Annotated in this window: 11 protein-coding genes; 10 read left to right on the top strand and 1 reads right to left on the bottom strand. The window is 62.5% G+C overall.

Features of this window, described 5'->3' with window-relative positions:
• Window positions 1-75 precede the first annotated feature (75 nt).
• The 6 genes from SALLO_RS0104030 (at window position 76) to SALLO_RS0104005 (ending at window position 6,132) form a co-directional block, all read left to right on the top strand.
• A complete protein-coding gene (locus tag SALLO_RS0104030; protein WP_022835036.1) occupies window positions 76-582 on the top strand; it encodes a GIY-YIG nuclease family protein in 507 nt (168 codons plus the stop codon).
• 226 nt (window positions 583-808) lie between these two features.
• Window positions 809-1,327, top strand: a complete 519-nt coding sequence (locus tag SALLO_RS0104025) for a hypothetical protein (protein WP_022835035.1) — start codon at window positions 809-811, stop codon at window positions 1,325-1,327.
• Between the two features lie 96 nt (window positions 1,328-1,423).
• The gene (locus SALLO_RS0104020) at window positions 1,424-2,023 is read left to right on the top strand and encodes a hypothetical protein (protein WP_022835034.1); all 600 of its coding nucleotides are present in this window, start codon (window positions 1,424-1,426) and stop codon (window positions 2,021-2,023) included.
• Window positions 2,024-2,189: 166 nt separating this feature from the next.
• Window positions 2,190-3,791, top strand: coding sequence for a long-chain-fatty-acid--CoA ligase (locus tag SALLO_RS0104015; protein ID WP_022835033.1), 1,602 nt, complete (start codon window positions 2,190-2,192; stop codon window positions 3,789-3,791).
• Window positions 3,792-4,826: 1,035 nt separating this feature from the next.
• The gene (locus tag SALLO_RS18390) at window positions 4,827-5,147 is read left to right on the top strand and encodes a hypothetical protein (protein ID WP_157621226.1); all 321 of its coding nucleotides are present in this window, start codon (window positions 4,827-4,829) and stop codon (window positions 5,145-5,147) included.
• Window positions 5,148-5,187: 40 nt separating this feature from the next.
• On the top strand, window positions 5,188-6,132 hold the full coding sequence (locus SALLO_RS0104005; protein ID WP_022835031.1) for a TolB-like translocation protein: 945 nt from the start codon (window positions 5,188-5,190) through the stop codon (window positions 6,130-6,132).
• Window positions 6,133-6,261: 129 nt separating this feature from the next.
• Here SALLO_RS0104005 and SALLO_RS18385 read toward each other — a convergent pair whose 3' ends face one another.
• Window positions 6,262-6,852: a BamA/TamA family outer membrane protein gene (locus tag SALLO_RS18385; RefSeq protein WP_157621223.1), complete on the bottom strand. Its 591-nt coding sequence runs from the start codon at window positions 6,850-6,852 to the stop codon at window positions 6,262-6,264.
• A 295-nt stretch (window positions 6,853-7,147) separates the two neighbouring features.
• On the opposite strand from SALLO_RS18385, the gene SALLO_RS0103995 reads away from it, so the two are divergent.
• The 4 genes from SALLO_RS0103995 to SALLO_RS0103980 all read left to right on the top strand — a co-directional run bounded on the left by SALLO_RS0103995 (window position 7,148) and on the right by SALLO_RS0103980 (window position 12,290).
• Window positions 7,148-8,203 (top strand): CNNM domain-containing protein, encoded by a 1,056-nt coding sequence (locus SALLO_RS0103995; RefSeq protein WP_022835029.1) that lies wholly within the window; start codon window positions 7,148-7,150, stop codon window positions 8,201-8,203.
• Between the two features lie 584 nt (window positions 8,204-8,787).
• The gene (locus SALLO_RS0103990) at window positions 8,788-9,441 is read left to right on the top strand and encodes a hypothetical protein (RefSeq protein ID WP_022835028.1); all 654 of its coding nucleotides are present in this window, start codon (window positions 8,788-8,790) and stop codon (window positions 9,439-9,441) included.
• 288 nt (window positions 9,442-9,729) lie between these two features.
• Window positions 9,730-11,349: a BspA family leucine-rich repeat surface protein gene (locus tag SALLO_RS0103985; protein WP_022835027.1), complete on the top strand. Its 1,620-nt coding sequence runs from the start codon at window positions 9,730-9,732 to the stop codon at window positions 11,347-11,349.
• A 305-nt stretch (window positions 11,350-11,654) separates the two neighbouring features.
• Window positions 11,655-12,290: an EcsC family protein gene (locus SALLO_RS0103980; RefSeq protein ID WP_022835026.1), complete on the top strand. Its 636-nt coding sequence runs from the start codon at window positions 11,655-11,657 to the stop codon at window positions 12,288-12,290.
• Window positions 12,291-12,313: the final 23 nt, after the last annotated feature.

Genomic DNA, 12,313 nt, shown 5'->3' with positions numbered 1-12,313 from the left:
TATCTTCTAATTAGGCCCTGTGGGACATCCTATGAGGGCCGTTTCATTCATTGCACACCTAACAGCTATCGATCTATGCTCATCCGCGCGTACGGTACATTTTGGAACCCAGAAATTGTGGACTGGGGAAGCGTTGGCCGCTCGAATAAAGGATCGCTGCCCGGGGAGGTCCGCATTGACGGCGAAACCTACACGATCGACTTTTGGGAAGGCAAAGGCATTTACGTCTTGCACGACAACTTCCAAACGGTGTACGTGGGGAAGGCCTTTGGCACGGATCTGGGCAAGCGGATTCGCGATCACCTGACGGATCGGCTGACGGACCGATGGGATTCCTTTTCGTGGTTTACGCTGTCGACGGTGAACAAGACCTACGCAAACTTGCGGGCCCCGGGGAAGCGGCATCTTGCGCCCGAGACGGTGAACGACACGCTGGAGGCATTGGCCATCTTGATCACGGATCCGCCGCTGAACCGCCGCATGGAGGGCATTCCGGACGCGTATGAGGCTGAGCAGGTGGAAGACGGCGCGCCGCGCGCGCTCCGCTCGTACCTCGAAGAAATCCTGGAACGGATGGATTGAGCGCCGCTGGAGACGTCAGCGGGAGGCGAGCCGCTGATGGTTCAGGTGATTCTTTGGGTAGGTGCGCACCTGCGCGGCCAGCGTGCCCCATCAGCACACACGATCGTGTCAGCGTGAAGACCGAGCGGGCGTCGTGCATCGGACGTTTGGTGTCTGGTGGGCGTCGGGGGAGGCGTATCCTCCGGGTGTACTTCGAGCAATTGCTTGCACCAACCCCCGCATGCGTATGTCGACCGCCCCCGATGCCTCCACGCCCAACGCCTCCTCCCCTGATGAATCGCTGCCTCCCGATGACGCACCGACCGACGAGCCAACCGACGACGAGTCGCTCCCGGACGGTTGTCAGAAGAACGGGTGCTTTACCAATGGCTGTGCCACCATCTTGGCGCTTTTGGTCGTTCTTGCAATTATTGGCCACCTGACCGAAGACAGCGAGTCGTCCGCTGACGCCTGCGCTACCGTGGAGGGCGTGTACGTGGGGACGTACAGCGGAACGTCGGCATATGGGATGGAGCGCGGGGATGTGGGCCTGATGGTGGAGTCGGACTGCTCGTACATCGTCACGATGGATGGGCAGCAAATGGGCGACAACACGCTCGACAAGCTGTCCACCGACCGCTACGCGTTTGCAAGTGACGTGACGGTGCGCTTCTCCGGCGGATCGGGCGGTGCCCCGACGGCGGCGTCCTGGGTCGAGTCCGGGAACGGCTACCGGGTGCGCTACACCCTGCAGCGCGTAGAGTGATGGCTGCTTGGTGCGTCAACTGTGCAGCCCGGCACACGAAGCCCAATGGCTGTCCGAATCATCGAAGCTTCTTTTTCACCAAACCAACGATTTGCCATGAACGAAAACTTTATCCCCGTCGGCGAGGAGTATCCGCACCACAATCACCTTGTGCACCGGGTGCTCCGCGACGTAGCGCTCGACGATCCCGGGGCTACCATCGACCGGCTGGCGCACTTCGACGACGCCCTCGCATTCCTCGGATCCCTCTGCCAGCGCGTTGAGCAGGTGTGCGGCCTGCGCCGTCCCATGTTCTTCCATCCGGCGTTCATGCCTGCTCAGCCGCAAACGATTGCGGGCCGCCGGGCGGTCACCGTGCTGATGCCCCCGGCCTGCTTTCCCACCGAGGCCCACTTCGTGGCGATCGTGGAAGGTCGTCCCGAGGACGCCGATGCCCCTGACACCGAAGCGCGCGCCTCGGGCGGCGCCTCCCCCAGTGTGCCAGCAGTGCCCGATGAAGGGTGGGGCGACGCGCCCCAGGCTACGTCCGGCCGGTACTTCACGCTAGAACACGTGATGGCCGTCGACGATGCCCCGCCGGACACCATGCTGTGCGAGTGGCGCAGTGGAGCGCATGTCAATTACGGCCCGGGGCCCGAGCCCTGCCACGACGCGTTTGCCGAGGCCATTGCCCGCGTGCTGTCCAACGAGAGCTAACGCCCGCAGCAATCGCCGGATCTGCACCGGGCCATCCGCTACACGGTTGACGAAAGGATTGGTCCGTTGTATACTTCACCGTATCATCATCCATGAAAGCGCTTTTCGTTCGCTCGTTATAGGCGGCGGAAAGCACGTGCCCCCTTCAACCAGCGCTGCAGGTGCCATGAAAATCGAAATGACGACGCTCGACTTTCTCGATCGGGCGGTTGAACTCTACCCCGATGTGCCGGGCATTATTGCCCACGACGGCACCACGTACACGTACGAAGCGGTGCACGCGCGCGTCAATCAGCTGGCGCATGCGCTGGCCGACCGCGGCGTAGGGCCCGGCGACCGCGTCGCGCTGCTAGCGCCCAACACGCACTACTTCATCGAGACCCTGTACGCCACCAACACGCTGGGCGCCGTGTTCGTACCGCTAAATTACCGCCTCACGCCCAGCGATTATCGCTACATCCTGAACGACTGCGCGGCGCACACCATCATCGCCGACTACGACTACGCGGACAAGGTGGAGGCGGTGCGCGAGGAGGTCCCCTGCAACACCTTCATCGGCTACCGCGCCGATGCGATTGATGGGGCGTGGGCAGACTACGAAGACGTGTTGGAGGGGCAGCCGACCACCGCACATCCGCGTCCCAACATCAGCGAGGACGACGATGCGTCGATCAACTACACCTCGGGCACCACGGGCGACCCCAAGGGCGTTGTGCGCACGCACCGCACCGAGCACTGGCATGCGCTTGTGCTGGCACATCACATGGAGATTCGCGGCGACGACACCTATTTGTGGACGCTCCCCATGTTTCACTGCAACGGATGGGGCCACACGTATGCCATCACGGGCGTGGGCGGCACGCACGTTTGTCAGCGCACGTTCGATGCGGCCGGCGTCTTTCGTCGCATCCAGGCACACGACGTATCGTTTTTGTGCGGCGCGCCCACGGTGCTTAATGCCCTCATTCAGCACCACGAGGCGGCCGAAGAGGCGGTGGAGACGGAAGGAGCCCGCGCGGTGCGCATCGCCACGGCCGGTAGCGCGCCTGCGACAGCCACGCTGCAAACCATCGAGGAGACGTTTGGCTGGCGCGTGATCCACATCTACGGCCTTACCGAAACCGCGCCCATCATCACGACGAGCAACAGCCCGCGGCGCCTGGCCGAACGGGGCCGGACGCTCAAGGTGAAGCAAGGCGCGGCCACGCTGGGCACCGATATTCGGGTGGTGGACGCCACGGGCCAAGACGTACCCGCCGATGGTGCAACCGTGGGCGAGGTGGTGGTGCGTGGGAATCAGGTGATGGACCGTTACCTCAACAAACCCGACATCACGCGGGAGGCGTTCAACGCGCTGGTGCCGGGCTACTTTCATACCGGCGACCTGGCCACCATCGACGGCGACGGCATGATCGCGATCCAAGACCGAAAGAAGGACATCATCATTTCGGGCGGCGAAAACATCTCGTCCATTGAGGTCGAAGATGTGTTGTACGACCATCCCGCGGTGCAGAAGGCGGCCGTCATCCCGGTGCCCAGCAAAAAGTGGGGCGAAACGCCCAAGGCGGTCGTTGTGCCGCGGGCGGGCATGCACCCCACCGAAGACGACATCATCGCGTTTTGCCGCGAGCACCTGGCGCACTTCAAAGCGCCCACCAGCGTGGATTTTGTAAAGAAGCTACCGGAAACCGCCACCGGCAAGGTGCAAAAGTACGAACTGCGCGAGCAGTACTGGGCCGATCACCAGTCGCGCGTCGGGCAGCAGTAGGGCTTCAGCCATGACCTCCGGCCCCATCGTTCACTTTGGACCCATGGCACGACCAAGGCCCTTCAATCCTCGCGATAATTAGAAGCGTTGAGCTTTTTTGGGACGTTGGGCGTGCAGATGGGCACACCACCCCGAATAGCCTTCGGAACCATCGACGCTCCGTTTTTCATCAACCACTGTTGTCATTGCGAGCGAACGCAGTGAGCGTGGGGGCCGTTAGGTCATGCCGTAGGTGCAATCTCCGCAACAAGGCGTTTCTGCCTGTACACGGAGATCGCCACGTCACTCCCTCTGGTCGTTCCTCGCGATGACAAGAGAGGAATTTGCTGCTTTGGGGCGTTGGGCGTGCAGATGGGCAGACCAACCCGAACAACCATCTGAACCATCAACGTTCGTGCTTTCATCTATCCATTCATGTCATTGCGAGGAGCCAGAGGCGACGCGGGGGCCCTTGGGTCATGCTTGAAAGCGCAATCTCCGCAGTCGAGCAATTTCCGTAACGAGATGTTTGCCTTCGTACATGGAGATCTCACCACGGGCATGACCTCCGGCCCCATCAGAGATATGACCTTCGGCCCCCGCGTCATTCCCTTCGGTCGTTCCTCGCGATGACAAGAGAGGAATTTGCTGTTTTCGTGCGTTGGGCGTGCAGTTTGATCACACCACCCCGAACAGCCATTTGAACCATCAACGCGCGGCTTTTCGCGGACCCTGCAATGTCATTGCGAGGAGTGAGCGGATGCGAACGACGCGGGGGCCTTTAGGTCATGCTGAAAGCGCAATCTCCCCAGCCGGGCACCCTCTCACGCCTGCCAGCCCACCGCACAGAAAAAGCGGGCCGCCGCGCTTGACATTCTCCAGCCGCTTATATACCCGGCAATTGCGTGGTGTTGAATTCAGTGCACAGCCGTTGAATTCAACGCGCATTGCAGACCTAAAATGTCCGCTCAAGGCGGGGGGGCTGCGGCACACGCGTAAAGTGTTCTTTTACATAGGGTTGCGCAAAACGCCTTCATGGCAAATTCATGAAAAGCCATGAAGCAAGCGCGCGTCAGCACAGGGTCTGCGGAAATAACGTATCCGAGCTACGACCAACGGCCTGCAGCGGCCGCACCCGCAGCGACGGGCCTGGCGGCCTCCGGCTTGCCACGCGGGAGTGGGGCGACTACAGCGCCCACTACCGCGCCCCCGGCATGGGCGTCCGCGCCGCGCGCACCGCACCTTCGTCGCAGTAGCGCGCTGCTCGTCTTCCTTGGCGTGGGGCTCGGCGCGCTGGCTCTCGCCGTGAGTGCCGTGTCATGGCAATCGCTGAAGGCCGCGCGGGTCGATCCGGCCACGGTGTTGCGCGCCGAATAGATCTGTCGCTCTTTCCCATCATCCATCCATCTACCCAATCATGACCATTACGCTTCGCTACGTTCACCGGCTGCTCGTCGCATCCGCGCTGAGCCTCCTCACGGTGACGGGTTGCGCCCCTGCCGATGAGGCGCCCACGCCCTTCGCCTGGGCCGAGGCCACCGATTCGCTGACGATCGTCGGCGAGGGCACCGTCTCCCGCACGGGGGCCAACGTGTACGGCACCGCCTACACGCCCGGCGGCGACACGCTCTTCTTCCACACTACCGACCGCGGCGACGGGCAGAGCGGCATCGCCATGACGACGCGCACGGACACCGGCTGGACGGCACCGTGGCCCGCCCCGTTCGAAACGGACGACCATGACGAGGGTCATCCCTCCATTACGCCGGATGGGCAGTACGTTCTGTTCACGTCCGACCGGGCCGGGGCGCCCAACAACGCCGATGAGTTCTACCGCGCGTCCCGGGCCTCGGGCTGGACGGACGTGACGCGCATGACGACGACCGAACGCATCAGCGAGAAGCGCGGCGGTGTGGCCAACGACGGGACGATGTACTACTGGACGTACACCCGCGGCGAAGGCATGGGCTTCTATAGCGGCCAGATGGGCCCCGACGGCGCGATCCGCGACACGGTGGATGCCGATCCGCTGCTCTTTCCGAACGATGGCGGCGAGAACAACCCGTACATCGACCCCGAGAAGCGATTCATACTCTTTGCCACGTGGGGGCGCGACGACGGCTACGGGAAAGAAGACCTGTACCTGTCGACGCGGGAAGGCGACGGCTGGTCGGCGCCCGTGAACCTCGGCCCGGCGGTCAACTCGGACGGCAGCGACACGCATCCGTACGTGACGCCCGACGGCGAGCGGTTCTTCCTCACGTCGACCCGCCTGCGCTCGCCCGCGGACACGTCCGACAACCGGAACCACTACGTCATCCGCACCGACGCCGTGCCCGCTCTCCGCGCGGCGCTGCAATAACGCTCTCTGACCCATCCCCCCACAACCGACCGCTATGCGAACCTTCACTTGCGCCATCCCGCTTCTTCTCACGCTTCTGCTTCCGGTAACGGCCGCCGCACATGCGCGGGCTGCAGTAGGTAGTAGCCGTTACAGCCCCAGTGACAGCCCCAGGTGCACGCGTCCGTTGGCCGGGGTGGCGTCGTCGGTGCTGAGGGCATAGCTGGCCTTCACCAGGCCCAGCGCCGTGTCGAACTGGATGCCGATGCCAAAGCCCGGGTGCCAGCCGCTCGATGCCGCGACACGTTCGATGGCCGGGCGCTGCACGTAGCCCAGATCGCCAAACGCAAACGCATACGAGCGGCGTCCGAGTTGGAGGCGGTGCTCTAATAGCAGCCGCGCGACAACCGTCCCGGAAAAGCGATCCTCGTCGTATCCGCGCAGCGACGACGCCCCGCCGATGCGAAACAAGTCGCTTGGGTCCACGTCGGAAGTCTTGCCTCCATTCCAAGAGGATTGATTGCTTCCGGTAGTGACGCCTGACGGACATTTTGCGCAGCACCCTACATGTACACACGAACGCCTGTCCGCTGCTGCGGGCAGGCGTTTGGTGGTTGGGGGCGTCGCGTGCGTATCTGCTGCGCGGGGTACCCTTTGCAGCGGGCCGTTCGGCTTCGTACATGGAGACGGTATCTTCGGGCAGTGGCATGCATGACCTTCGGCCCTCACGTCCTTTACCATGTTTGGGCTTCGCGATGGCACGGAGGAGTAAGGTTTTTCGGTGCGCCGGGCGGGTAGTTGCGTATACACACTTGGTCGCCCCCCGAATCATGGCAGCTCGTGTTGGCAAGTAGGCGGGACGGGGCACGCCCGGCGCTCGCCGGCACACCCCTGTCCGGGCCTCATATCATACGCTCAGGCAACTGCAGATCGAACGTTGGGCGCTCCAACCGATATAAACCGTTTGTCCGCGCGCCCCGGCTCGTTCAGCCTGCTGCAGTCCCTCGGTTCCCTCCTCCAGAAAGCAACGATTTATATGAGCGTGTTGGACATCATCGCCCGCCTAACCGCCGGTCTTGGCCTGATGCTGGCCAACGCCTTTTTTGTGTCGGTGGAGTTTGCCCTGACCCGTCTGCGGCAGTTCTCCGAAGCGGATATCGAAGACCATGGCGGCCTAGCGCGCGCCTGGGAGATGACCAATCGCCTCGAAATCTATCTGACCGGGTGCCAGTTGGGAATCTCGGTAAGCAGCATCCTGCTAGGTGTTGTCGCTGAGCCGGCTCTCACCTTTCTGCTGCAGCCGGTCTTCGCACGGGTTGGCGTGCCGGCGCCTTACGTTGCCACGGTGTCGGTTGTATTGGCCGTTGTGTTTATCAATCTGGCCCATAAGATTTGGGGGGAGCAGGCCCCGACGTATCTGGGCGTTGAGCGGCCTCTTGACGTTGCACGCGTGCTTGCGCCGATTTTGTACTGGTGGACGAAGGTCACCTATCCGTTCATCTACTTGGGCGATGGGCTTGCCAAGCGCACGCTCGGACTCCTCGGCGTGGACGTCACCCGTTCGTGGACGGAGGACGGCGGCGAAGACGATGAGATCGAGTCACGACACGATATGAAACGCAAGGTTGCCGAGATGCTTGGGCAGGGCGCCCTGAGCGAGGAGCGCCGCCGCGAAGTGATGAATGCGCTTGAGATTGGAGAGCGGCAAGTCGGCGATATCATGATTGCGCGTGATGCGGTTGTCGCGGTTGACGCAAACGCGGCCCCCGGGGGACTGCTTGATACCCTGGCTACGCATGAGTTTGTGCGGTACCCGGTGGTGGAAAACGATGAGCCGTTCGGAATACTGTACGCGCCGGGGCTCTTTCGCCACCTGGAGGCTCTCCGCGAGGGTACGGCCTCGATCGATGCCCTCGTTGCCGAACCGGTAATTGTGGCAGAGGATCTGTCGATCAGTGCTTTTGTCGACCGGCTGCAAGAGGCCAAGCAGGAAGCTGCTTTCGTCTCACGCAATGGTGCGTGGGTTGGGTTTGCAACGGTAACGGACGCCTTTGAGGCGGTGCTTGGCGATCTGGAAGACCCGTTTGACTAGGTGCTGCCGGGGAGGCATTGCAGAGGCGTCCCCGGCCGGGCCGGTCCTTCCGTCGAGCGCTCTACGCACCTGTACGTATAGCCAGCCGAAGCGAACCAGCGGTGGGGGCCTTTAGGTCATCCCGTGGGGGCAATCTCCGCAGCCGGGCAATCTCCGCAACAAAGCGCTTTTGCCTGTACATGGAGATCTCACCACAGGCATGACCTTCGGCCCCATCATAGATATGACCTTCGGCCCCCACGTCACTCCCTCCGGTCGTTCCTCGCGATGACACATTGCTTTTTGTTGCTTTGACACGTTGTGCGTGCAGATGGCCAGACCACCCCGAATAGCCATCTGAACCATCAACGCTCCGTTTTTCATCAACCACTGTTGTCATTGCGAGCGAACGCAGTGAGCGTGGGGGCCGTTAGGTCATGCCGTAGGTGCAATCTCCGCAACAAAGCGTTTCTGCCTGTACACGGAGATCGTACCAGTGGCATGACCTTCGGCCCCATCATAGATATGACCTTCGGCCCCCGCATCCCGCCTGAGACGCTGTGCTGAATAACTACACGCTCTAGTACGTCGACACTTAGCATATTATGCCCTCTCTTACGCCTCGCGCCCGATGGGTCCTCGGTTTGGTTGGTGGATTCGTTCTTGTAAGCATCCTTCTCATCAACACGGTTCCGTTTTTCGGAATGGTCTGGGGCGCGCTCTCGGGGGGACCAGGACTTGGCTTGATCCGCGACATCCGAAGTGATCTGTTGGCGCAGGATCCCTTTGTGCAGACCCTCGCAGCGCACGAGCACGCGGCCCTCCAGCGCTACCGGGCCTCCGGTACTACGGCCTACCAACGTCGGTACCTCGTCAAGGTGAATTTGGCGCCGTTTGGCCTCCCCGGCTTCCATGACGTTTTCGCGGTTCGCGTGCGCACCGACATCGTCAAGACGCAGCCCTACACCGCCTTTCTGGTGCGTCCAGGGGTCGCGCCAAGCGAGAACGATGCCCCGTTTTTCTCTAGACAGTGCGACACGGTCGTTTGCAAGAAGGTCATTCGCGGCCTGGTGGCGTTTGTGCACGGCCTCGTCAATTGGGGTATTCTATCAACGTACCGACTGAACATCACCGAGAGCGATGCTACCTCATCCGTCATGCTTGGCACGACGCCAGTTTCAACAAGCACATGGGCACGTCAGTCCAGAGCGATGCATCGCAATGAAAGAGGAATCTCGTTCACGTCACCCACGCCGTAGCCCTGTACCACATCGCTACAACTGAAGCAACGCGCCCTCCAGGGCGTGGCTGATTTTCTCGTCCTTGCAAATCGCCGTTGCGGCTGTTATCGTATGCTCATGCCTCCGCAAGGCCTGCCCCTCTTCGGAGCGGCCCCCGGCCGTCTGCTGTGCTCCTGCGTAGGGCTGTCATCGCGCTTGTCTCACGTTCCTGTGCTTTTGCCCATGCCGCATCGTTTCACGTTGCATCGTTTCGCGCCGAACCGTCTCGCGCGACGCCTTCGTTCCTGTGCCCGCTCCGGTTGGCACGTGCCCCTCGCCGCGGCCCTGCTGCTTGTGGGCCTGTTACTCGTCGGCCTGCTGCTTCCCATACCTGCCACTGCGCAGAGCAACCCCGACTTCAAACTCGCCTCTAACGGGGTAACGGTAACGTGCGACGCAGCAGACGTGGGCGACACCGGCGAGGTAAACGGCACCGTCTACACCAAACGCCGCGCCTACGAAATCACCACCGACAATGCCGCCACGACCTGCACCAGTGGCATCACCGATATGAGCTACATGTTCTATGGAGCCGACGCGTTCAACCAGGACATCGGCGGGTGGGACGTCTCCAGCGTGACGGATATGGGGGCGCTGTTCTTTGGAGCCACCTCGTTCGACCAGGACATCGGCGGGTGGGACGTCTCCAGCGTGAGGTATATGAGCGGCATGTTCGCTGAGAACGCCGGCCTTTCCACGAAAAACTACGACGCGCTGCTGATCGGGTGGGCCGGGCGGGATGTGAATGCAGACCTTTCCTTCGGCGCCGATGGCCTTCAGTACTGCAATGCCGGGCCGTTTCGCGATCACCTCGCCAATGAGAAGGGCTGGGCCATCAGCGATGCCGGGAAAGCGGCAGACTGTCCTGATAATGCGTTTCCCGCTTCAATCTTTAGCGGACCACTTTCCGGTTCAGGCGTGGCCGATGTCTCGTCCAACGGCACCGTCCTCCTCGGCACCACCGGTGTACGTATTGCCTTCGATGGCGTAAGCGGATCGGGGCGCGTGATTGCGGGGCGCTTCAGCGACGCGCCGCAAAACGCCGACGACATCACCGAGGCCAATATCAGCCCCTACCGGGTGGTGATTGCCGCCGATGCGGGCCTCACTGTCGGCTCTGGCACCGAGGTGCGCTTCGACGTAAGCGCCTTCGGCGGCATCACCGATCCAAACGGCGTGACCGTCTACTCGCGCGCGAACGTCGGTACCGGCACGTTTACTGAACTTCCCACCTCCGTCGAGACGACGGGCAGCACCACCGAACTTGTTGCCACCGTGGATGGATTCAGCGAGTTCGTGTTTGCAAGTAGTACCAATCCGCTCCCGGTGGAACTGTCGGCGTTCGACGCCCGGGCCAGCGGGGAAGCCGTTGCGCTGACCTGGCACACCGCCTCCGAGCAAAGCAACGCGGGCTTCGAGGTGCAGCGGCGCTCGAGTAGCGCGTGGGAAACGCTCACGTTCATCGAGGGCGCAGGCACCACGTCGGCCCCGCAGAGCTACCGCTTCCGCGATGCGGCCCCGCCCTTTGCCGACGTGCTCGTCTACCGCCTCAAGCAGATCGACACCGACGGCAGCGCGGCCTTTTCGCCGGAGGTGGTCGTCCGCCGTGGCCCCGGAAGCGAGGTCCAGCTTGCCGCGCCGTTTCCCAACCCCACGCGGCAGCAGGCCACCGTGCGCTACGTTGTGCCCGGCGGCTCAGCGCAACCGGTGCGGCTGACGGTCTACAACGTGCTGGGGCAGCACGTGGGCACCCTCGTGGATGAAACGCAGGCCCCTGGACGCGAGGAGCTGATCCTCGACGCCTCCGGCTGGGCCAGCGGCGTGTACTTCCTGCGGCTTCAGGTGGGCGAGACCATGCGCAGCCAGCGGGTGACGGTGGTGCGGTAACCAGGCGAGCGGCGGTGCGCCCGTGAGACGGGCAGCGCAGGACACACCAGACCTGTCAGGTTTTGAAGACCTGGCAGGTCTTTGTATGCACCACCAGGACGGCCCTCTTTGCAACCGGAGGGTCGGCAAGGCCGCTGCAGCATCGGTTCGGAAACGCTGCACTGAATTCAGCACCTCCTTCCTGAATCTATGCGTCTCCAACGGGGGCGGTATGGCGGGTTATACGTCGCTGCTTGTGCATGGGCGGTGGATCATGGCTCATGCCTCGGCCTCAACCCTTCGGATATACAGTGACTGAAAAGATCATGGCAGATTCTACCCTTACCCAAAAGGCTATCCTGACGACCCTCGATCGCCTCTACGACTACGCTGTGAACGGTGGCGCGGCGTCCATTGGTCTGGCAACCGCCCCCGACCTCGCCAGTAGCTACCGCACACAGGCGGGTTCCGCCGATGCGGCAGCCCGCAAGCTCGTGCGCTGGCAGACCGGCAAGGCGGCCACTGCGGGCTTCGTGACCAACCTGGGCGGCATTGCGACGCTTCCTGTAGCCGTTCCGGCCAACCTGACGAGCGTTCTCTATATCCAGCTTCGGATGGTGGCAGCCATTGCCGACCTCTCGGGACATGATCTGCAGGACGACCGCGTGCAAACGCTCGCGTTTGCCTGCCTCACAGGCAAGAGCACGGCCGATCTGTTGAAGAGGGCGGGTGTTGTCGCGGGCAAGAAGCTCTACGTGGCAGGCGTAAAACGCATCGCGGGCGCTACGCTGACTAAGATCAACAAGGCGGTGGGCTTTCGGCTGGTTACCAAGTTTGGCAAGACCGGCGTGGTGAACCTCGGCAAAGGCGTGCCCCTCATCGGCGGGATTGTGGGCGGCGGGTTCGACGGCGGCAGCACGTATGCAGTTGGCAAGGCGGCACGGAACCTGTTTCGTCCATAAGCGGCTCTGTACCCGCTTGAGCA

The organism is Salisaeta longa DSM 21114 (assembly GCF_000419585.1).
In the GTDB taxonomy this organism is placed as follows: Bacteria; Bacteroidota; Rhodothermia; order Rhodothermales; family Salinibacteraceae; genus Salisaeta; species Salisaeta longa.
The sequence above is the reverse complement of the archived record's forward strand: the minus strand, read 5'-3'. Positions and strand labels throughout refer to the sequence as shown.

Excerpts from the sequence above, each read along its gene's own strand:
- SALLO_RS0104030 (WP_022835036.1), top strand. The coding sequence starts at position 76 with ATGCTCATCCGCGCGTACGGTACATTTTGGAACCCAGAAATTGTGGAC.
- SALLO_RS0104025 (WP_022835035.1), top strand. The coding sequence starts at position 809 with ATGTCGACCGCCCCCGATGCCTCCACGCCCAACGCCTCCTCCCCTGAT.
- SALLO_RS0104020 (WP_022835034.1), top strand. The coding sequence starts at position 1,424 with ATGAACGAAAACTTTATCCCCGTCGGCGAGGAGTATCCGCACCACAAT.
- SALLO_RS0104015 (WP_022835033.1), top strand. The coding sequence starts at position 2,190 with ATGAAAATCGAAATGACGACGCTCGACTTTCTCGATCGGGCGGTTGAA.
- SALLO_RS18390 (WP_157621226.1), top strand. The coding sequence starts at position 4,827 with ATGAAGCAAGCGCGCGTCAGCACAGGGTCTGCGGAAATAACGTATCCG.
- SALLO_RS0104005 (WP_022835031.1), top strand. The coding sequence starts at position 5,188 with ATGACCATTACGCTTCGCTACGTTCACCGGCTGCTCGTCGCATCCGCG.
- SALLO_RS18385 (WP_157621223.1), bottom strand. The coding sequence starts at position 6,852 with ATGGTAAAGGACGTGAGGGCCGAAGGTCATGCATGCCACTGCCCGAAG.
- SALLO_RS0103995 (WP_022835029.1), top strand. The coding sequence starts at position 7,148 with ATGAGCGTGTTGGACATCATCGCCCGCCTAACCGCCGGTCTTGGCCTG.
- SALLO_RS0103990 (WP_022835028.1), top strand. The coding sequence starts at position 8,788 with ATGCCCTCTCTTACGCCTCGCGCCCGATGGGTCCTCGGTTTGGTTGGT.
- SALLO_RS0103980 (WP_022835026.1), top strand. The coding sequence starts at position 11,655 with ATGGCAGATTCTACCCTTACCCAAAAGGCTATCCTGACGACCCTCGAT.